At 46.0% G+C, this 21,552-nt stretch carries 16 protein-coding genes; 9 read left to right on the plus strand and 7 right to left on the minus strand.

Going from position 1 to position 21,552, the window contains the following annotated elements; translation table 11 throughout:
- Nucleotides 1–95 precede the first annotated feature (95 nt).
- Complete coding sequence (locus BLV87_RS06185; protein ID WP_093066506.1) at nucleotides 96–731, minus strand: DUF4124 domain-containing protein; 636 nt, start codon at nucleotides 729–731, stop codon at nucleotides 96–98.
- Between the two features lie 101 nt (nucleotides 732–832).
- Here BLV87_RS06185 and BLV87_RS06190 point away from each other — a divergent pair, with 101 nt between their 5' ends.
- On the plus strand, nucleotides 833–1,924 hold the full coding sequence (locus tag BLV87_RS06190; RefSeq protein WP_093066508.1) for an efflux RND transporter periplasmic adaptor subunit: 1,092 nt from the start codon (nucleotides 833–835) through the stop codon (nucleotides 1,922–1,924).
- Nucleotides 1,917–5,144, plus strand: a complete 3,228-nt coding sequence (locus BLV87_RS06195; protein ID WP_093066510.1) for an efflux RND transporter permease subunit — start codon at nucleotides 1,917–1,919, stop codon at nucleotides 5,142–5,144. Before BLV87_RS06190 ends, BLV87_RS06195 begins: the two co-directional genes overlap by 8 nt.
- A 62-nt stretch (nucleotides 5,145–5,206) precedes the next feature.
- Here BLV87_RS06195 and BLV87_RS06200 read toward each other — a convergent pair whose 3' ends face one another.
- A complete protein-coding gene (locus BLV87_RS06200; protein ID WP_175517860.1) occupies nucleotides 5,207–5,734 on the minus strand; it encodes a YfbM family protein in 528 nt (175 codons plus the stop codon).
- 260 nt (nucleotides 5,735–5,994) lie between these two features.
- On the opposite strand from BLV87_RS06200, the gene BLV87_RS06205 reads away from it, so the two are divergent.
- The 4 genes from BLV87_RS06205 (at nucleotide 5,995) to BLV87_RS06220 (ending at nucleotide 12,221) form a co-directional block, all read left to right on the plus strand.
- The gene (locus BLV87_RS06205) at nucleotides 5,995–8,382 is read left to right on the plus strand and encodes a Tex family protein (protein WP_093066818.1); all 2,388 of its coding nucleotides are present in this window, start codon (nucleotides 5,995–5,997) and stop codon (nucleotides 8,380–8,382) included.
- A gap of 15 nt (nucleotides 8,383–8,397) precedes the next feature.
- Nucleotides 8,398–9,018 (plus strand): hypothetical protein, encoded by a 621-nt coding sequence (locus BLV87_RS06210; protein WP_093066514.1) that lies wholly within the window; start codon nucleotides 8,398–8,400, stop codon nucleotides 9,016–9,018.
- A gap of 110 nt (nucleotides 9,019–9,128) precedes the next feature.
- On the plus strand, nucleotides 9,129–11,720 hold the full coding sequence (gene leuS / locus BLV87_RS06215) for a leucine--tRNA ligase (RefSeq protein WP_093066820.1): 2,592 nt from the start codon (nucleotides 9,129–9,131) through the stop codon (nucleotides 11,718–11,720).
- Nucleotides 11,721–11,726: 6 nt separating this feature from the next.
- On the plus strand, nucleotides 11,727–12,221 hold the full coding sequence (locus BLV87_RS06220; protein ID WP_093066516.1) for an LPS-assembly lipoprotein LptE: 495 nt from the start codon (nucleotides 11,727–11,729) through the stop codon (nucleotides 12,219–12,221).
- Here BLV87_RS06220 and BLV87_RS06225 read toward each other — a convergent pair.
- Entirely contained in the window at nucleotides 12,211–13,101 is an 891-nt protein-coding gene (locus tag BLV87_RS06225) for an NAD(P)-dependent oxidoreductase (RefSeq protein ID WP_093066518.1), read from the minus strand. The two genes, BLV87_RS06220 and BLV87_RS06225, sit on opposite strands and share 11 nt — an antisense overlap.
- Before the next feature lie 100 nt (nucleotides 13,102–13,201).
- Between BLV87_RS06225 and rlmKL the strand changes: the two genes are divergently transcribed.
- Both rlmKL and BLV87_RS06235 read left to right on the plus strand, forming a co-directional pair.
- Nucleotides 13,202–15,337 (plus strand): bifunctional 23S rRNA (guanine(2069)-N(7))-methyltransferase RlmK/23S rRNA (guanine(2445)-N(2))-methyltransferase RlmL, encoded by a 2,136-nt coding sequence (gene rlmKL / locus BLV87_RS06230; RefSeq protein WP_093066520.1) that lies wholly within the window; start codon nucleotides 13,202–13,204, stop codon nucleotides 15,335–15,337.
- A 169-nt stretch (nucleotides 15,338–15,506) separates the two neighbouring features.
- Nucleotides 15,507–16,802: a hypothetical protein gene (locus BLV87_RS06235; RefSeq protein WP_093066522.1), complete on the plus strand. Its 1,296-nt coding sequence runs from the start codon at nucleotides 15,507–15,509 to the stop codon at nucleotides 16,800–16,802.
- A 162-nt stretch (nucleotides 16,803–16,964) separates the two neighbouring features.
- On the opposite strand, the gene aspS is transcribed toward BLV87_RS06235, so the two are convergent.
- From aspS to BLV87_RS06255, 4 genes are all read right to left on the minus strand, one after another.
- Nucleotides 16,965–18,734: an aspartate--tRNA ligase gene (aspS, locus tag BLV87_RS06240; protein ID WP_093066524.1), complete on the minus strand. Its 1,770-nt coding sequence runs from the start codon at nucleotides 18,732–18,734 to the stop codon at nucleotides 16,965–16,967.
- Nucleotides 18,735–18,865: 131 nt separating this feature from the next.
- Nucleotides 18,866–19,429, minus strand: coding sequence for a porin family protein (locus BLV87_RS06245; RefSeq protein ID WP_093066526.1), 564 nt, complete (start codon nucleotides 19,427–19,429; stop codon nucleotides 18,866–18,868).
- 92 nt (nucleotides 19,430–19,521) lie between these two features.
- Nucleotides 19,522–20,166, minus strand: coding sequence for an outer membrane beta-barrel protein (locus tag BLV87_RS06250; RefSeq protein ID WP_093066528.1), 645 nt, complete (start codon nucleotides 20,164–20,166; stop codon nucleotides 19,522–19,524).
- Nucleotides 20,167–20,326: 160 nt separating this feature from the next.
- The gene (locus BLV87_RS06255) at nucleotides 20,327–20,584 is read right to left on the minus strand and encodes an FmdB family zinc ribbon protein (protein WP_093066530.1); all 258 of its coding nucleotides are present in this window, start codon (nucleotides 20,582–20,584) and stop codon (nucleotides 20,327–20,329) included.
- 115 nt (nucleotides 20,585–20,699) lie between these two features.
- Here BLV87_RS06255 and BLV87_RS06260 point away from each other — a divergent pair, with 115 nt between their 5' ends.
- Nucleotides 20,700–21,539 carry an SDR family oxidoreductase gene (locus BLV87_RS06260; protein WP_093066532.1) on the plus strand — a complete coding sequence of 280 codons (840 nt, stop codon included), beginning with the start codon at nucleotides 20,700–20,702 and terminating at the stop codon, nucleotides 21,537–21,539.
- Nucleotides 21,540–21,552: the final 13 nt, after the last annotated feature.

The following is a 21,552-nucleotide window of genomic DNA, read 5'->3' on the forward strand; positions in this document are numbered from 1 at the left end:
TAGTATCTACTAATAAGCCAATATGGATTCCTGTGGGGAAACGGAGGGATTCTCAAGGGTTTTTACTAGGTTTGCTCATGATTTCTTGATTTAAGTCAATCAGTTGCTGGCAGCATAGCTGCTGTTGCTTGATTCGTTTGATTCTCTGTTGAACTGCCAGCAACGTTTGCAGCATCAGGCATTGCATTATTGGGGTTGAGTTCTGAGGTTTTATCCGTGTCATCAGTAAGACGTGCGTCAACGGCCTTTTCAGTTTGGCTGGTTGATTTGTTGCTACTTTTGCTGAACATCTCTGGTTTACACATGCTGTCAATATTTTCCTGAATTTCTTTCATTTTTGTGGTTTTTTCTTCTGCTGTCAGAAAACGCTCACCTTGAGCATCTTTCCATTTAATTAAAGCGTTTGCTGTCATCTTTTTGAGTGCTTCAGCTTGTTGAGCACAGAACTCACGATGCTTTTGATCACTTTTTTCGCCGTCCTGACGTGCTTGTTCTAACGTATCTTTAGGTTCTGATGTGCTATTTTCTTTAGGAATAACATTACCGAGTTTACCTGTGGAAAGGCGTATATCGTCTTCAATATTTTTGCCATTTGCGTCTGGCGGCGGGGGGGTTTGAGTGTAGTGGACTTCTCCATTTTTATCCGTCCACTTGTACATGTCTGCCGCTGCATGGGTTGTCATAAATATGGCTGTTAGTAAAACAACTGGCATAAAGATTGCTTTTTTCATCTATCACCTTGTTATGTTTGATTTTGACCACATATTAGTATTTTCTAATATTCTCTGTTAGGATGCGTCAACTTCTCATTTTGTTTTAAGGTAAGTATGCCATGAAAATGTTACCAAAGTGGTTACTGATCGTCGGATTGTCGGCATTATCGGCTTGCGGGAATTCTGAGCAAATACAGCCAGCCGCTTCCGCACAGGTACAAATTGCCTTGCAAACGACCACGGTTAACGCGATTGTTACACCGGAGTTGTATTATCTGGATGGTCATGTTGAAGCCGTTAATGAAAGCACTATTTCGGCACAGACCAGTGGTGTTATCGAAAAATTGTTTTACGATGTGGATGATTATGTTGAACCGGGTAAAGTGATTGCGCGAATCAAATCCAAAAATCAGCAAGCAGGTGTAGAACAGGCGCAAGCGTCACTGGATGAAGCACAAGCACGCTATAGCGAAGCACAAACAGATTTTCAACGTGTCAGTGAGATTTATGCAAAACGCCTCGTACCCAAAGCTGATTTAGACGCAGCTCAAGCTGGGTTAAAAGCGGCGGAAGCGCGGTTAGCTGCGGCTAAAGCACAAGTTACCCAAGCGGGCGAACAATTGGGTTATACGACACTGATTGCGCCTTACGGGGGGATCGTGACGAAGCGTCATGTGCAGTTAGGCGAGGCTGTCAATCTTGGTACGCCAATCATGACTGGTATTTCACTGGATAAAATGCGAGTGGTTGTCGAAGTTCCCCAGCGTTTAATTGGCAAAGTTCGTCAGGAAAAGAAAGCCTTTGTGTTTCAGGATGGCTCTAATAAATCGTTGGCTGTTGAGTCCTTGACCTTTTTTCCTTACGCGGATCCTAAAACCAATGCATTTAAAGTCAGGATTGATCTAAAAGAGGGCGCACAAGACTTGTTCCCCGGTATGTTTGTTAAGGTGGCTTTTGTCATTGGGCAGCAAGAAAATGTGGTAAGCATTCCAGAAAGTGCCGTGGTGGTGCGTAGCGAAGTAATTGGTGTGTATGTCATTAATAAAGAAGGTAAACCAGCATTACGTCAAATCCGTTTAGGGAAAAAACTGGATGATAATACGATCAGTGTATTGGCTGGTGTCGATGCGGGTGAAACCATTGCGCTTGATCCTGTACAAGCAGCCATTTCCCTGAAGCAACAAGCAGCGGAGGTAAAACACGATGAGTGAGCCAACGTTGGGCATTTCAGGGGGAATTGCCAAGAAATTCCTGATCACGGAAATTACACCATTGCTGGCCTTGGTTGGTTTGCTGTTGGGATTATTTGCTGTCATGGTGACGCCCCGTGAGGAGGATCCACAAATCAATGTGACATTTGCCAATGTGTTTATCCCGTTTCCGGGGGCTAGTGCTGAACAGGTGGAAAGTTTAGTCAGCACTCCCGCCGAACAAGTGCTGTCTGAAATTGAGGGATTGGAACATATTTATTCCACCTCGATGCCGGGTATGTCGGTTTTAACCGTGCAATACAAAGTGGGGCAGGATCGAACGGATGCACTGGTGCGTTTGTATAACAAGGTCGCCTCTAATCAGGATTGGTTGCCTCAAAATCTTGGCGTAGGTACACCATTGATTAAGCCGAAAGGCATTGATGATGTGCCCATTGTTGCGCTGACATTGTGGACTGAAGATGATAAACGCGGTGCTTATGAGTTGAATCAAGTGGCACATGCCATTGAATCGGAACTCAAGCGCGTACCCGGGTCGCGTGATATTTACACGATCGGTGGCCCGCAACAAATTGTCCATGTCTTGTTGGATGCTGAAAAACTTGCCGGTCATGGTATCTCGTTGGCTGATTTGCGGAATGCGCTACACGCCAGTAATTCTGCTCGTGATGCTGTTTCCTTGGTGAATAACAACGAGGAAATTCAAGTACAAGCGGGTACATTCCTGATGGACGCGGCAGAAGTAGGGGAGCTGATGGTCGGTGTCTTCGACGGCAAACCTGTTTTCCTTAACGATGTTGCGGAAGTAAAGCGTACTTCTGATTCGCCAGAAGCTTACGTCACTTTTGGAACAGGTAGCGCAGCATCACATAAAGAATTGCAAGCAGGTATCCATACCCCAGCCGTAACCATTGCTGTTGCCAAGCAGCCTGGGACGAATGCAGTCGATATTGCTAATAGTGTCATTGATCGCTTCGAGAAATTGCGGGGGACGTTCGTGCCAGAAGGTGTGAATGTCACTGTCACGCGTAATTACGGCGAGACGGCTCAGGCGAAGTCTGAAAAGTTGATTCACAAACTCATTATTGAAACCATCGCTGTAGCCTTGTTGATTTGGTTTGCTTTAGGGTGGCGGGAAGCCCTGATTGTGGGTGCTGCGGTGGTGATTACCTTAGCGGTAACCTTGTTTGCATCATGGGCTTATGGTTTCACCTTAAATCGGGTTTCGTTGTTTGCGTTGATTTTCTCTATCGGTATTTTGGTCGATGATGCCATTGTGGTGGTGGAAAATATTCACCGTCACATGCAGCAAGGTGGGAAAAAGCTGTTGGACGTGATTCCAGTAGCCGTCGATGAAGTAGGTGGCCCTACCATATTGGCAACGTTTACGGTGATTGCAGCGTTGTTGCCGATGGCATTTGTATCGGGATTAATGGGGCCTTATATGTCGCCGATTCCGATCAATGCCAGTATGGGGATGCTGATCTCATTGGCAGTCGCTTACGTAGTGACACCTTGGATGACAGGAAAAATGTTGGCCAACGTTGATTTCAGCCTCCATCATCACGATAACAATAAGTTGCACGGTTTTTTCAGTCGTATCATGTCCCCATTTCTAGACGATAAAAAAGGTAGTAAACGTCGCACGACCTTGTTCGCAGTCATTACTTTATTGATCGTGTTATCTGCCTCCCTGGCAGTATTCAAGCTAGTAGTACTGAAAATGCTGCCTTTCGACAATAAATCCGAATTCCAGGTGATATTGGATATGCCGGAAGGTACTTCATTGGAACAAACGTCGCGGGTACTGAACGAAATGTCGGAGTATCTGGGGAAAGTCAATGAAGTAACCGATTACCAAATTTATGCGGGAACCGCTGCACCCATCAACTTCAATGGTTTGGTGCGTCAATACTATTTACGCGAAGGCTCTAATATTGGTGATATTCAAGTCAATCTAACGGATGCCCACGGACGTGAACGTCAAAGTCATGAAATCGCTTTAGATGTACGCCCACCTTTGCAAGACATTGCTAAAAAGTACAATGCCAATGTGAAAGTAGTCGAAGTGCCACCGGGGCCACCGGTGATGTCACCAATTGTGGCTGAAGTGTATGGTTTGGATTATCCGGGACAAATTGCGGTTGCCAAGCAGGTTCGAGGTATATTTGAACAAACCCAAGACATTGTGGATATTGATGATAGTGTCGAATACCCGCAAAAGCGTTTGGTGGTACAAGTCGATCGTCGTAAAGCGGCGTTGCTAGGTGTATCCCAAGATGCGATTGCTTCTGCTATTGATACGGTATTACGTGGTGAAGACGTAGTGTTTTTACACGGTAAGGGTATTAAGTATGCAGTACCGATTCGCGTCGAGTTTCCGGTAGCATTGAAAGATAAAATGGATTCGGTACTGGCATTGCGTGTACGTAGTCAGGCGGGTGAGTTAGTGCCGATGTCTGAATTGGTCAGTGTGCAGGAAACCACACGGGAACATTCCATTTATCACAAAGATTTGCTGCCGGTTGTGTACGTGACCGGTGATATGGCAGGGACAACAGACAGCCCGCTGTATGGCATGTTCGAGATCTTTAGTGGCATTAAAGAACTGTCCGTGTATGATAATCCGATTAATCAATTCTTTGTTGCGCAGCCGGATGACCCTTATTTGTATGGGATGAAATGGGATGGTGAATGGCAAGTGACTTACGAAACCTTCCGCGATATGGGGATTGCTTACGGGGTAGGGATGATTCTGATCTTCCTGTTGATCGTGGCACAATTCAGGTCGTATATGGTTCCGCTAGTCATCATGTCGCCTATTCCGTTAACCATTATCGGTGTAATGCCTGGTCATGCATTGCTGGGGATGCAGTTTACCGCCACCTCCATGATTGGCATGATTGCGCTTGCTGGGATTATCGTCCGTAACTCCATCTTGTTAGTCGATTTCATTAACGAACAGGTGAGAAGCGGCATGGATTTGAAAGACGCGGTGATTAATTCAAGCGCAGTACGTGCCAAACCTATTGCATTAACCGCATTGGCAGCCATGGTCGGTGCATTCTTTATTATTGATGATCCAATTTTTGGTGGATTAGCCGTATCATTGATTTTTGGTATATTAGTATCCACGGTATTGACACTGGTACTGATTCCGCTGATGTATTATATGTACGCCCGCAATCGTTTAGCTACTATTATGGGTGGGGCGATTTAACCCCACCCTCTGCGTGTTCAATCTGACGTAATCCCCCGTTGCTGCGTGAGTGGTACGGGGATTTACGTTTCTTGCAAATAGACAGCTAAACCAAGGTCATTTTCGGCGACATGTCGCATGAAGTGTTGCATCGCTTGGAAACGCTTGAGACAGGCGTCAAGAGCTTGAGTATTACCATCCCATATTGGCGGGTAAATATCCTCATCCAACATTTGATTGGTATCAAAGTGCTGGCGTAATGTCTCAGGTGTTTTATTCACTAGCGCTTGGGTAATGTGCTTGACTTCACCTGAATCAAATGTTCGTGCAGGGCCATAGCCCAAGTCCACATTGCCCACATAACTGCCGCCATCCAGCAAAAAAGCATCCGGTAACTGCCCATTCCAGCCTTGACCACATAGGAGGTAGTGGATGCCATGCCAGTATTCACCCAAGCTTTCTCGCAGAGTGATGCACTCAGGCTCTAGGGCATAGCGTGATGCAGGAAAGCGTGTTTCAGCCGTGACTAAAGTCCAGATAAGTTGCGGATGTGCCATGAGACGACTGATATTGAAATCAGAAATGGCAGCAAGATGTAAATGTACACCCATGATAGTTAAACCCTTTTTTGAACAATGGCTCAAGCCAATTACCTTGTTAGTGTTAGTAAGCTTCTCAACGTGTTGTTTTATAGAATCAATAGGTTGAATAGAAGCCATGTTTGGTTACTTACTTGCGTTGTGATTGGATTATTACAGTCGTTAACTGCTTTAGCTGTGATAATCATCACCAATAGAATCAATTCACGTTGTTTGAGCCTTCCCCTGACTTTGTTATGATGCAAGGCATTGATCACAACAACGAGTTTCGTATGCAAAGTATTCTTTCCCGTATCGCTACCGAATTGGCGGTTCAAGAACAGCAAGTGGCTAGTGCTGTCGCCTTATTGGACGAGGGTTCAACGGTTCCTTTCATTGCCCGCTACCGTAAGGAAAAAACCGGTGGGCTGGACGATACCCAACTGCGTTACCTTGAAACTCGTCTGGGCAGCTTACGTGAGCTGGAAAAGCGTCGTGACACCGTACTGAACTCCATCCGCGAACAAGGCAAGCTGAGTGCCGAGTTAGAGCAACAAGTATTGCAAGCACAAACCCGCACCGAACTTGAAGACATTTACCTGCCTTACAAACCCAAACGCCGCACCAAAGCCATGATTGCCCGCGAAGCCGGAATTCAGCCACTGGCAGAAGCCTTGCTCAGTAACCCGCAACTTGACCCTGAAGCCGAAGCCGCCAAGTACCTCAATCCTGAGATGGAATTTGCCGACACCAAAGCGGTGCTGGATGGAGCCAGGCAAATCCTCATGGAAGATTTTGCCGAAAACCCTGAGTTGAGCGGTGTATTGCGTGAATATTTATGGGAGCAGGGTAGTTTTGAATCCAGTGTGGTTGAGGGAAAGGAAGTAGAGGGGCAAAAATTTGCGGATTATTTTGCGTATAGCGAAGCCTTACACAAAATCCCTTCCCACCGCGCTCTAGCATTATTCCGTGGGCGTAATGAAGGCATTCTGGATTTGAAACTGGATGTTGCCGTAACAGAGGGTATGAGCCATCCGTGCGAAGATAAAATTGCCCAAACTTTCAATATTAGTGATCAGGGTAGGGCTGCGGATCGTTGGTTACTGGATACGGTACGTTGGACGTGGAAAGTAAAGTTACATAGTCGATTAAGTACCGACTTGAATCAACGCTTGCGTGAACAGGCGGAGGCAGAAGCTATCCGTGTGTTTGCAGCGAACTTGAAAGATTTATTGCTGGCAGCACCTGCTGGGGCACGTAATACGCTGGGGCTTGATCCCGGTTTGCGCACAGGAGTGAAAGTTGCTGTTGTCGATACAACGGGTAAGCTATTGGATTTTGCCACGATTTACCCGCATGTGCCGAAAAAACAATGGGATCAATCTATTGCGATATTGGCAGATTTATGCGCTAAACACAGCGTTGAACTGATCAGCATTGGCAATGGCACGGCATCCCGCGAAACCGATCAGTTGGCGGGCGATTTGATTAGTCGTCATCCCGAACTCAAATTGTCTAAAATCGTGGTCTCAGAAGCCGGTGCCTCGGTATATTCCGCCTCAGAACTGGCGGCACGTGAATTCCCCGGTTTAGATGTTTCCATTCGTGGTGCGGTATCCATTGCCCGCCGCTTGCAAGATCCGCTGGCAGAATTGGTGAAAATTGACCCGAAATCCATTGGTGTCGGTCAATACCAACACGATTTGAATCAACCAGAACTGGCGCGTTCGCTGGACGCAGTGGTCGAAGACTGTGTAAACGCGGTTGGGGTCGATGTGAATACCGCGTCTGCCGCATTACTGGCAAGGGTTTCCGGTTTAAACAGTGGGATTGCTGACAATATTGTGGATTTCCGCAATGACAATGGCGCATTCCGCAATCGCAATCAATTGAAGAAAGTGTCACGGTTAGGCGCAAAAACCTTTGAACAAGCCGCCGGTTTTTTGCGGATTCGTGATGGGGATTATCCATTGGATGCGTCCGCCGTTCACCCGGAAGCCTACACCCTAGTCGAGCAGATTGCCGCTGTGAACCGTCAGCCTCTACAAGAATTGGTGGGAAATAGCGAATTTGTTAGCACTCTGAAACCCGCCGATTACGTCACCGAACAATTTGGTGTTCCCACGATTCGCGATATTTTGGCAGAACTGGAAAAACCGGGTCGCGACCCACGCCCTGAATTTGTGACTGCTACGTTCCGCGAAGGTGTGAATGAGCTGAAAGACTTACAGGCGGGTATGATTCTCGAAGGTGTGGTTACTAATGTAGCGAATTTCGGGGCATTTGTGGATATTGGTGTGCATCAAGATGGCTTAGTCCACATTTCCCAACTGACTGATAAATTTATTAAAGACCCTCGTGAAGTGGTGCGCACTGGCGATGTGGTGAAGGTGCGTGTCGAGGAGGTGGATGTGCAGCGCAAGCGCATTGGGTTAACTATGCGTTTAGAACCCACCCAGTCGAAAGCTGCCCAAAACCCCATGTCCAAAGCGGCTGCCAACCGTGAAGAGCGCAGACCACAAACATCGCGTCCACAACAAGAGCGCAGTAATGATCGTCATGAACGTAAACCTGACAATCGTCAGCCCAACGCAAAAAAATCTATGAAAGAGCCAGCGCCTGCCGCAAACTCAGCAATGGGGGATGCCTTAGCCGCAGCCTTGGCGAAAATGCGCAAATAAACAATGAGGTGAGTGATGAACAAATGGTGGGGATTCTTAATCAGTCTTTGGCTGTTATCCGGCTGTGCCCCGCAATACGAAACCCGCTATGAATTTACGCCACCGACGAGTACCGGCGGTTTGAGTTGTCTCAACCGCTGTGAAACCCAAACGCGCACCTGCAACTTGCAATGCAATCTGCAATACGGTCAATGCAGTGCCAAAGCTGAACAACAGGCTAAAGCCGAACTTCCCGCAAAACTCAGTGAATACGACACCCGTTTGGCCGCATGGCAACGTGAGATGGAACGTTATCAAACCGATTTGCGCTTTTACGAAATGGAATTGCGTCAGCGTGAATTGCGTCAGCGTGAATTGCAACACGATCTGCGGCGGCTTACCTGTGACCGCGACGGTAAAGAATCAGCCAGTTGCTTACACCACCATTCCCTGCTCAATGGCATGACCTTGCTGAATGAGCCAAGTCGCCCGGATAAGTTACCGGCAAAACCGACGTTGAGCAGCGAAACCGCCCGCATTCGTGATCTAATTTGTAGCAATGAATGCCAATGTGATGCGCAGTACCGCCAGTGCTATACCAGTTGTGGCGGGGCAGTGAAGCCTTATCAGTTTTGCGTGGAGAATTGCCCCAAATAATCCGCTATAATCCCGCGCTTACCCACAAAGCTGCTGGCATATTGTCAGTAGGCTTTGTATGCTTCGCCCCTTTGATCACCAGTGAAAAGCAAGCCTAGGCTATGAGTAATATGCAGGAACAGTATCAACCCCAATCCTTGGAACCGGAAATTCAGCAATTCTGGGAACAACAACGTACCTTTGAAGTCACCGAAGATCCTAACAAGGAAAAGTATTACTGCCTCTCCATGTTTCCTTACCCCAGCGGCGTGCTGCACATGGGGCACGTCCGCAACTACACCATCGGCGATGTGATTGCACGTTTCCAGCGGATGCAGGGTAAAAACGTCCTGCAACCCATGGGCTGGGATGCATTCGGCTTGCCTGCTGAAAATGCGGCAATCAAAAACAATACCGCTCCCGCCGCATGGACATACAAAAACATTGGTTACATGCGCAGCCAACTCAAGTCGATGGGGTTGGGCATTGACTGGTCACGTGAAATTGCCACTTGTACACCTGAATATTACCGCTGGGAACAATGGTTTTTTACCCAATTATATGAAAAAGGGCTGGTATACCGTAAAAAATCCACGGTGAATTGGGATCCGGTTGACCAAACGGTATTAGCTAATGAGCAGGTCATTGATGGACGTGGCTGGCGTTCTGGTGCATTGATTGAACAGCGTGAAATTGACCAGTGGTTTCTGAAAATTACTGCTTATGCTGATGAATTGTTGGAAGAAATCGGCAAGATGCCGGGCTGGCCTCAACAAGTGCGTACCATGCAAGAAAACTGGATTGGGCGTTCGGAAGGGGTAGAACTCGAATTTGGTTTGGCAGGTTCAGATAGCAAGTTAAGTGTATTCACCACCCGCCCTGATACTTTGATGGGGGTGACCTATGTCGCAGTTGCGGCACAACATCCACTTGCGCTGAAAGCAGCAGCTACTAATCCTGCACTAGCCGCTTTCATCGAAGAATGCAAACTGGTCAAAGTTGCCGAAGCCGATATGGCAACGATGGAAAAGAAGGGCATGGCGACGGGCATTATGGCGTTGCATCCGGTGACGGGCGCGAGCGTACCGGTCATGGTTGCCAATTTCGTGCTGATGTCTTATGGCTCTGGGGCAGTGATGGCTGTTCCGGCACACGATCAGCGTGACTGGGAATTTGCCAAGGCTTACGACTTACCCATTAAGCAGGTGATTGCACCAGCAGATGAACATGAAATTGATTTGAATACTGCAGCGTTTACCGAAAAAGGCATATTGATCGATTCAGGGGAGTTTAATGGGCTGACCTCTGCCACTGCCTTTGAAGCTATTGCTGACTATTTAGTAAAAAAGGGGAAAGGACGGCGACGGATTAACTTCCGTTTGCGTGACTGGGGCGTTTCGAGGCAACGTTATTGGGGTTGCCCGATTCCAATCATTTATTGCGATGATTGCGGTGCTGTGCCTGTTCCCGAAAAAGATTTGCCAGTGATTTTGCCCGAAGACGTGACGTTTGATGAAACCGGCGGTTCACCAATTAAACGGATGCCGGAATTTTACCAAACGACTTGCCCTTCTTGCGGCAAACCGGCGACGCGCGAAACTGATACGTTCGACACATTTTTTGAGTCATCGTGGTATTACGCCCGCTATACCTGCCCCGATAGTCATAATGCTATGCTGGATTCACGGGCTAATTATTGGCTACCGGTTGATTATTATATTGGCGGGATTGAACATGCGATTTTACATTTGTTGTATTCACGCTTCTTCCATAAATTGATGCGCGACAACGGCTTAGTGGATTCTGATGAACCGTTTACTAACTTGTTGACCCAGGGCATGGTATTAGCAGAAACGTTCTACCGTGAAAAGGAAAATGGCGGTCAAGATTGGTTTCAGCCTACAGATGTGAATGTCGAGCGTGATGATAAAGCACGTGTGATTGGTGCAACTCTGATTGCTGACGGTTTGCCGGTACAAGCTGGCGGCATTACCAAAATGTCTAAATCCAAGAATAACGGCGCTGATCCACAGGAAATGATTGAGAAATACGGTGCGGATACGCTGCGTTTGTTCTCTATGTTTGCCGCACCCCCGGATCAAAGCATGGAATGGTCAGATTCTGGGGTAGAAGGGGCTCAGCGGTTTCTACGTCGTCTTTGGAAACAGGTGTTTGACCATGTATCCGGTGGTATTACAGAACCATTGGATGCGACGAATTTGGATGATACACAGCAAGCCTTGCGCCGCAAAGTTCATCAGATGATACAGAAGGTGGGGGATGATATGGCACGTCGCCATACCTTCAACACTGCTGTTGCGGCGAATATGGAATTGCTGAACGATATTTCACGCTTTGCTGCTGAAACTACGCAAGGCCGTGCAGTACGCCAAGAAGCATTGGAATGTATCGTATTGATGCTTGCACCGATTACACCGCACATCTCTCATGCACTTTGGCAAGCTTTAGGACATAATGAAGCGGTTGTGAATACACGTTGGCCTAATGTCGATGAAAGTGCTTTAGTACAAAACACCTTGGAACTCATTGTTCAAGTGAACGGTAAAGTACGTGGTAAAGTACAAGTGAGCGCGAATACGGCTGAAGATGTTATTAAGGCAACGGCATTAGCTAATGAAAATGTTCAGAAGTTTCTTGACGGTTTGACCGTGCAAAAGGTCATTGTCGTGAAAGGCCGTCTGGTTAATATTGTGGCGAACTGAGAACTGATGAAGACGTTGTTGTTGCTGTTAAGTCTGTCGATGTTACTGTTGGGCTGTAGCGGTGAGCCGTTTCATCTGCGGGGCAGTAAACCCTTGCCCGAGTTGATGAGCCAAGGTATTTACATACAGGGGGTTGATCCGCGCAGTGATTTCGGGTTGGTCTTACGCGATAGCTTGGAAGACGCAGGAGCGAATATTGAGCAAAGCGAGCAAGATGCTGTCACAATACTCAGTATTACTAATGTGCGTGAAAACCGTTCCGTATCGGGTTACTCTTCGACAAGGCAAGTGCGTGAGTTTAACCATAGCCTTGCGGTTGATTTCCGCGTTAAATCCCGTTCAATGGCTGAAGGGGTAGAACGTTCTGTCAATGCAGAGCGTTCCCAAGTCTACGATGGTCAGTACGTGTTAGGCACAGCCGAAGAAGAAAATGTTATCAAGGAAGAGTTGCGCCATGAAGCTGTGCGTTTAATCCTATTGCGCTTGCAAGCTATCCGGTAACCTTCGCATTGTGTTGCACAATGGTTGCCAGTGCGGACGAATCTAATTCGCCATTACCAGCGTCCACTAATGCCTGCATATAATCAGCAGCGCGTTGTGTTCCCGGTAAGTTCAAACCAAATGCTGTTAGCGTATCGGTCACAATATGCATATCCTTATTATGCAAGTGTGCTTTAAAACCGGGTTGGAAGTTTTCTGTTAAAATGCGTTGCCCGTGTAATTCCAACACCTTTGAGTAGGCAAAACCACCTAACAAGGCTGCACGGACTTTAGCAGGATCAACCCCAGCCGCTTTCGCCAATTCAAATGCTTCTGTTACTGCAATGACAGTTTGTGCTGCAATCAATTGGTTACAGGCTTTGGCAAGTTGGCCTGCGCCATGATCACCGATGTGAGTGATGGTTTTACCCATGACCGCAAGGGCAGGAAGTACCGTATCCAAATCTTCTGCCTTGCCCCCTACCATAATCGTTAGTGTCCCCGCTATTGCACCGACATCCCCTCCAGAAACTGGCGCATCTAACATGCGAATTCCTTTTTCTGCCAACTTTTCAGCAATTTTACGGGTTGTAACGGGTGAAATAGTGCTCATATCTACCACGAGTAAACCTGTTTTTCCACCTTCGATAACGCTATTGTCGCCCAGTAAAACGGCTTCAACATCAGGCGTGTCAGATACCATGGATATCACAATATCGACTTGAGCCGCAAGGGCAGCCGGTGTTGGCGCAAATGCAGCACCCATATCCAGCAATTCTTGCGCTGATTCGCGACGACGTGCATAAACTATCAAAGGAAAACCTGCACTCAACAAATGTTTGCACATGGGACGTCCCATAATGCCGGGACCAATCCAGCCGATAGTAGGTTGCGTAGTCATGGGCATCATTATCCTCTGGGTAAGTTTGGTGTTGGAAGATGTTAGCACAAGCACGAAAGATGATAGAATTCCGATTTAATTTCAAACCCTCGGTCAACATATGCAGTCAGATAACGCAACGCCTTTGCAGTGGTTTTTCGCTTGCCCCCAATTTATCGAACCATTGTTGGCTGATGAGCTTAGTCGTTGCGGTGCAGAGTCGGTAAAAATTGGTCATGCAGGTGTTCAAGCATGGGGCGATTTACGCTTTGGTTATTATGCGATGCTGTGGAGTCGGTTAGCTTCGCGTGCCACGTTACAACTGGCTCAGGGTTTTGGCAAGAATCAAGCAGAATTGCAAACCTTGTTGCATTCTATTGACTGGCAACAACATTTACGCCCAGAAGGTACGTTGAAAGTACGCTTTTTTGGTTTGAATGACGATATTCGCAATACCCAATTTGGGGCGCAATGGGTTAAAGATCAGATTGGTGATCAATTCCGTAGCCAACATGGCATACGTCCTAGTGTTAGTAATACGCCCGACCTTGTAGTAGTTGTAAATTTGCATAAGGGTAATGCAAGTATCGGTATTGAGCTGAATCAGCATAGCTTACACCAACGCGGTTATCGTGACTTGGATACACATGCCCCCATGCGGGAAAATTTAGCTGCTGCATTATTAATTCGGGCAGGTTGGCCTGAGTTAGTGGTTAGTGAGGCAGAATTAGTGGCACTGATTGATCCGCAATGTGCGGCTGGTACGTTTTTGATCGAAGGTGCTTTAATGGCGTTGGATATTGCACCTGGATTATTACGTCAACATACAGTTGCTGAACGTTGGCTAGGGCATGATGCTGAGTTATGGAACACCTTATATGCGGAAGCACAAGATCGTCGTGTCACAGGGCTTACCAATGCTGAACGTTTTGAATTTTGGGGTAATGATCGCGATGCCGCAGTTATGGCCGCACGGGCAGATTGGCGTTCTATTAATTTGCCAGCAGCGCGTTGGACGCAATGCTCGCTAACTACTATGCCTGCACCAACTATAGCTGACAAAGCTCTGGTTATTAGTAATTTACCTTTTGAAATAAATGCCAATATCGTCACAGTAAAACCTCATTATGATGCGCTCAGTGCATGGATGGCGAGTTTACCACCAGGCTATCGAGGGGCTTTGTTTGCAGAAGCAGCCGCACCTATTTCCTTGACTAATTTGTTTTACAGTAAAGAATACCGTTTTTTAAATGGTGAAACCGAATCCAAACTTTATACATTTGAGCGGTTGGTACAGAAAGAGCATCCTGCCATTTGGATTTCTGATGACCTTGCTAACCGAATTACGAAGAACTTACGTAAGTTAAAAAGCTTTATCAAACAAAGGGATATAAATGCGTATCGTGTGTACGATATGGATATTCCTGAATACGCAATTGCCGTTGATCGTTATGCCGATTGGTTACATGTCCAAGAATATGCCCCCCCTAAAACTATTGACGATAAAGTCGCAGAACAACGTTTACAGCAAGCCTTGCTAACATTACCTGCTGCATTAGGTGTTGACCCAAACAAAATCGTGTTAAAACAACGTCGCCAACAAAAAGGTAAGAGTCAATACGAAAAACAGGGGAGGGTGGAACAAGCATTGACTGTTATTGAACACGGTGTACTTTTCAAAGTGAACCTAACCGATTATTTAGATACAGGTTTATTCTTGGATCACCGCCCTATACGTTATTGGTTGCAACAACATTCCAAAAATAAAAAAGTGCTGAATTTATTTTGTTATACCGGAACAGCCAGTGTTCATGCCGCCATTGGTGGTGCTGATCGTGTTGACAGCGTGGATATGTCTGCTACGTATTTGGAGTGGGCAAAAGACAATTTCAGTTTGAACAATTTGCAACATGATCCCTACCGACGTTACCGTTTCATCCAAGCGAATGTGTTGGAGTGGCTATACGATTGTGATGAGTATTACGACCTGATTTTTCTTGATCCACCCACATTCAGTAACTCTAAACGTATGCAAGATACATTTGATGTACAACGTGATCATGTTGCATTGATTGACGATGCCATGCGCGTATTGTCACCTGATGGTACGCTGATTTTTTCTAATAATTTCCGTAAGTTCAAGTTAGATACTGAAGTAGAAAACAAATACGCAGTGCAGGACTACCGCAAGCAATCGTTGCCCTTAGATTTTGAACGTGACCCGAAAATCCATGGTTGTTGGCTAATCAAACACTAATAGGTCATTGTTATTATCCGAGCAGTGTTGAACAATTTAATGTTTTTATTTTTTATAACGTATTTACGTAAAAAAACAAATTTCACAATAAAAATAATACTTTATATTGAATTTAATATAAATATTTACGTATAATAAAAACGTACTTAGTTATCAGATGGAATGCACCATGAGTAATGTCATCAAACTGCCCGAAACAGGTTCGCTGAACACCATTGAAGTCGAAGAAGCGCCATCAGAATTTCCAATACCACACGAGGGATGTTATTACGGTGTAGCAGGGCGTTTTGCCTTCGATGCTTGTTTGCAATCGGAAGCTGACCCTATTGGTGTGCTTATTCATCTGCTGACATGGGCAGGTGCTTATTTTGGAAATAAAGCCGTTCTGAGATTGGGTGATGTGGAAGCACCGCCACGTTTATTCAGTGTAACGGCAAGTTCCGCTGGTGGGGGTAAAGGCACTGCTGCGGCACCTGTCAGAAAATTGATGCAGGATTATGTCAATGTGCAGTTACGCAAAATGGGTTTACCACTTGCGCTATACCGTGATGGGCCGATGTCGAGTGGGGAGGGGTTAGCATGGGCTGTACGTGACCCAGCCGATACAGAAGATGAGGATGGCAACCCAACCGATAAAGGCATCACGGACAAACGCCTGATGATTCTAGAAGAAGAGTTTGCTGCCGTTTTACAAGCGGCACGCCGAGAGGGCAATACAGTGTCTGCGGCGATTCGCCGTTTTTGGGATACTGGTAACTTTTCACCACTGACTAAAAATAACCGTGTTACCGTAACCGATGCGCATGTCTGTTTTGTCGGACACATTACTTACGAAGAGTTGGTAAAGCGTCTGGAACAAAGTGAATATGCTACAGCACTAGCCAGTCGTATTTTATGGATCTGCGTGCGCCGCCCCAAAATTGTGGCTATTCCTGAAAGCATTCCTGTCGTCAAAATGCTGCATTACGCTGATGCAGTAGCCAAAGCTATCCAGTTCTCCAGCGATGTTAATGAGTTAACTTTATCGGCTCAATCACTGGAATTGTGGGGAACATTAGCACTGTCCTTAGCGAAGGTGAATTCACCGATGTCCGAGCGTTCGCGGGTACAAGTGTTACGCATTGCTTGTATTTTTGCCTTACTAGACTGCACGGATGAAGTAGAGCCACAACATTTACGTGCTGCTACGTATATTTGGGATTATTGCCTTGGTAGTGTTGCCTACATTTTTGAAGGAGAACAGAACGAGGACGAAGGCAAGATTATCGCCGCCTTGCGCAAACACGGTAAGTTAACGACTACTCAGATCAGAGTGAATGTATTCCAGCAGAATATCAAATCTGCGGCAATGAACACGCTTCTTAAGTCATTGGAAACACAAGGAAGAATCAAACGTAGTGTTAAACAACGTACTGATGGGCGCAGCGGGAAGCCTGCAACATTCTTTGAACTGGTGAGAAACTAAATACGTAATAAATGTATTAATTATTTACCAATAAATTATTGAAAATAATGGTATTATAATTAATACGTAATTACGTTTAAATATTTTAAATAAATAATAAAAAACCTAGGGTATCCCATTCGCTACGTAAGTAAACATTTGGGATACCCTAGGTTTGGTGTGTTACTTTTGTGGTAACTGAACGCGAATATTCAATTCACGTAACTGTTTTGTATTGACCTCAGCAGGTGCATCAGTCAATGGGCAAGCAGCCGTTTGTGTTTTAGGAAATGCCATTACATCTCGGATAGACTGACTACCCGTCATCAACATGATCAAGCGATCTAACCCAAACGCTAAACCACCGTGAGGAGGGCAACCGTACTTCAATGCATTCAGCAAGAAGCCAAACTTTTCCTGCGCTTCTTCGTCAGAAATACCCAAAAGTTTGAAGACGGATTTCTGCATTTCCATGTTGTGGATACGTACCGAACCACCGCCGACTTCTGTACCATTGAGTACCATATCGTAAGCAATTGACAGTGCTTTCCCTGGATTTGCCAACAATTCTTCTGGAGTGCCTTTAGGTGCTGTGAAGGGGTGATGTAGTGCAACCCAACGGTTATCTTTATCATCCCACTCAAACATTGGGAAATCCACGACCCATAAGGCAGCCCATTCACCTTGAATCAGACCACGATCATGACCCAACTTCACCCGTAAAGCACCTAAGGCATCGTTAACCACACGAGCCTTATCAGCACCGAAGAAAATCAAGTCGCCCGTTTGCGCACCGGTTCGTTCCATAATGCCAGTAACCGTTTCATCTGGCAGGAACTTCATGATCGGAGACTGTAAACCCTCACGCCCAGCGGCAATATCATTGACTTTAATATAAGCTAAACCTTTAGCCCCGTAACGCCCTACAAATGCCGTGTAGTCGTCGATTTCTTTACGGGACAGTTCACCACCATTAGGCAAACGCATTGCCACTACACGGCTGTCAAGGTCTTTGGCGGGTGCTGAGAACACCTTGAATTCGACACTTTCCATCAGATCACTGACTTCGATGAATTCAAGCGGGATACGCATATCCGGTTTGTCAGAGCCAAAACGGTGCATGGCTTCGGAGTAGGGCATACGTGGTAGTGGGTTAGGCAGATCGACACCTAAAGTTTCCTTGAACGTTGCCCGCATCATGGCTTCCATCAAACCCATGATGGCATTGTCATCCATAAAGGATGTTTCAATATCCAACTGAGTAAATTCAGGCTGACGATCAGCACGCAGGTCTTCATCCCGGAAACAACGTGCGAATTGATAGTAGCGATCCATACCTGACATCATCAACAATTGTTTGAACAACTGTGGTGATTGGGGCAGGGCGAAGAATGAGCCAGGGTGAGTTCGGCTAGGTACTAGGTAGTCACGAGCACCTTCTGGGGTTGCTTTCGTCAACATTGGTGTTTCAATATCGAGAAAACCATTGTCCTCAAGGAAACGACGTAAAAAGCCGGTGACTTTCGCACGCATTTGCATCCGTTTCTGCATTTCCGGGCGACGCAAGTCGATATAACGATAAGTCAGGCGCGTTTCTTCACCAACGTTATCCTCATCCAACTGGAATGGTGGTGTTTCTGATGTGTTCAATACATTCAGTTCAACACCGAGAATCTCGATTTGACCGCTGCGCAAGTTGGCGTTTTCAGTGCCAGTAGGGCGACGACGTACTTTACCGACTACTTGTAATACGTATTCATTACGTGCTTTTTCAGCAGTATTAAAAACCTCTGCACGATCAGGATCGAATACGACCTGTACGATGCCTTCACGGTCACGCAAATCAATAAAAATGACGCCACCGTGGTCACGGCGACGGTTTACCCATCCACACAAAGTAACTTGCTGATCCAGCAGGGCTTCATCCACCTGCCCGCAATAATGGCTACGCATTGCTTCTTATTCCTGTTTGTTTCATTCTGCCCCGATTTTTATTTAAGCCGGGAACGTTGACTGTAAAGGTGGGAATGTTAAGCCCTGACAGCCTGATACGCAAGCCAGATACAGGAATGTGCTATGCGCCGTTACAAAGTAGAAAGCGTTGTGCCAAGAGAGTAGATCTTAGCTTCTAAATCACCACCTACGTGTTCGTATTCACCACGTAACTGCCAGTGATCATTCAATTTATAACCTGCGCCGACACCAAGCAGTATGTCTGTACCGTTCATACCATTTACCGGTATACCATTAGTATTAGCTTCAGCATCCCATGCCATGATCCCTACTCTGCCAGATAATGAGGTTTTATCATCGACTGCATAAGAACCAATCGTTGATAGCGCAAGCCCTGACCCCTTGACAGTAGATTTTTCCGAAGTGCTTGCACTTACTCCGTCATTACTGAATAAATTATAATATCCGCCTTCTATCGCTAAACTATTATTAAATTTATAACCAGTTGCCAATTTATAGCCAGTACTATCGCAAGCAATATTCTGAAAACTGCATTCAGCATCAGACTTTAGCAAGCTAAAACCAGCATAAAACTGACCAGGAGAGGTTTCATTGGCAGCAAATAAATCTTCTGCCAGTAAAGTAGTGGGATTAGTTATCACACTGAGTAAACAGATTAAACTGTAAGCTTTCATTAGGGATTTTCCTTTTCACCGTTCCCTTTCTTAAAGGCATTGCAATAAGAAAGGGAGGAAGGGGGTAGTGGTTCAGAAAAGGGGGAGGTTAATCAGAATGTTGCAAACGTTGCACCAACGGAATAGAGGTTATTGTTCAGCCCGTTAAAGTGCTCAGCTTCGCCGCGTATTCCCCAGTTGTCATTGATTTTGTATTCAGCACCTGCGCCCAAGGATAGATCAACGCCGTCATTTGTTGTTGATAAGGTGTTGATACCTTGAATTTTTGCTGTCGTTTCTTTTTCCCACATCATCATGCCCGCTTTACCGAATAAGTTAAGTTCTTCAGTTAATTCAGTACTGGCGACACCGGAAACGTTGAATCCTGTTGCTTGAGCAGTGAGATCTGTTGCATTGGGAACAGCATTAACGCCAGGAATGACAGGTATAGCGCCGCTAGTAGATGCTTCACCAAAGTCAACATAAGCGCCTTCAACAGCCAGATTTGGTGTTACTTTGTAACCGCCAAATACCTTCCAGCCACTGGGAGTGGGACACTCAAAATCGCCCAGTAACGCCCCCGCTTGGTCGATAACAGAGTCACAAGTGCTATCACTGGATTGACCAATACTTGCCCCACCATAAATAGCACCAGCATCACCACCTTCAGAGCCACCAAACAAAGAACCGCCTGCAAATACCGGTGAATGTGAAATAGTAGCGATGACTGCTGCAAGCAGAATAGATTTTTTCATCATGGTCTGTACCCTTTTATTGTTTTAATTAAGCAACCATGATTATTTTATTCTGGTCTGTCGTGAGAGTTATGCTTTTTCCGATGAGTGGATTGACAAGATAAGATTTCTTCGCCTCTTCACGCAGGAGGAGGGAAGAGATCTACAACTATTTATAAACTATTTACTTACAGGCAGGACAGGCGCCTGTCCCACAAGCAGAAGAGGGAGCATCCGTGCTGGCAAGATTCTTTTTGTTGCCGCTTTTGAAGTCAGTCTCATACCAACCACCACCACCGAGACGGAAGGCGGCGGCGGTCACTGTTTTTGCCAAAGTGGATGCATGGCAAGCAGGGCACTCAGTTAACGGGGCATCTGACATTTTTTGTAATGCTTCCAGTTCATGACCACAAGCACTACATTGATAAGCGTAAATTGGCATATTTTAGACTCCAGTCTGTGTATATTAGTAGCTCATAATAATAGGGGCGTAGTTGCTTGAATTCAATGAATCACGTTACATTCTCTCTCCTGATGTGTAGAGGAACTCAAAAAATATGCGCAATGTGTTAATTACTGGCTGTTCTAGCGGAATAGGTTACTGTGTAGCAAAAGGTTTACGCGAACGTGGCTACCAAGTGTTTGCTTCTGCCCGTAAAGCAGAGGATGTTGAACGCTTGGAAGGGGAGGGATTTAAAACACTACAATTGGATCTGGCTGACGCTGAAAGTGTAAAAGATGCCGTATATGAGTTGATGCTACGTACTAACAGTGAGCTGTATGCGGTGTTTCATAATGGTGCTTATGGTCAAGTAGGTGCATTGGAAGATTTATCACGTGAAGCCCTAGAGCAACAGTTTGCCACCAATGTGTTCGGCTGGCATCAATTGACGACGATGGTCATGCCATTGTTACGCCAGCGCAATGAAGGGCGGATCATTTATAACAGTTCTTTGCTAGGTTACGTGGCATTGCCGTTTCGGGGAGCCTATAATGCCAGCAAATACGCTGTAGAAGGTATCGCAGACACCTTACGTTTAGAACTAGCCGATACGGATATCAAAGTGTGCTTGATTGAACCAGGCCCCATTGAAAGCCGTTTTAGGTCTAATGCATTGCAGTCACTTAAAACACATGTAAGTATTGATCAAAGCGTGCATCGCGACAAATACCAAGGTGCAATACGCCGCTTAGAAAAAGAAGGGGCTGCTGCGCCGTTTACGCTGCCACCAGAAGCCGTGTTGGCGAAAGTTATTCATGCACTGGAAAGTCCTAAGCCTAAAGCACGTTATCCAGTCACTGTACCAGCGCATTTATTCTGGACATTGCGTAGGATTCTACCTACAACTTGGCTAGACCAATTATTAATTCGCATTTCAAGTAAAGAAAATCAATAGGTTGAATGTTATT

This window comes from Thiothrix caldifontis (assembly GCF_900107695.1).
GTDB classification, from domain to species: Bacteria; Pseudomonadota; Gammaproteobacteria; order Thiotrichales; family Thiotrichaceae; genus Thiothrix; species Thiothrix caldifontis.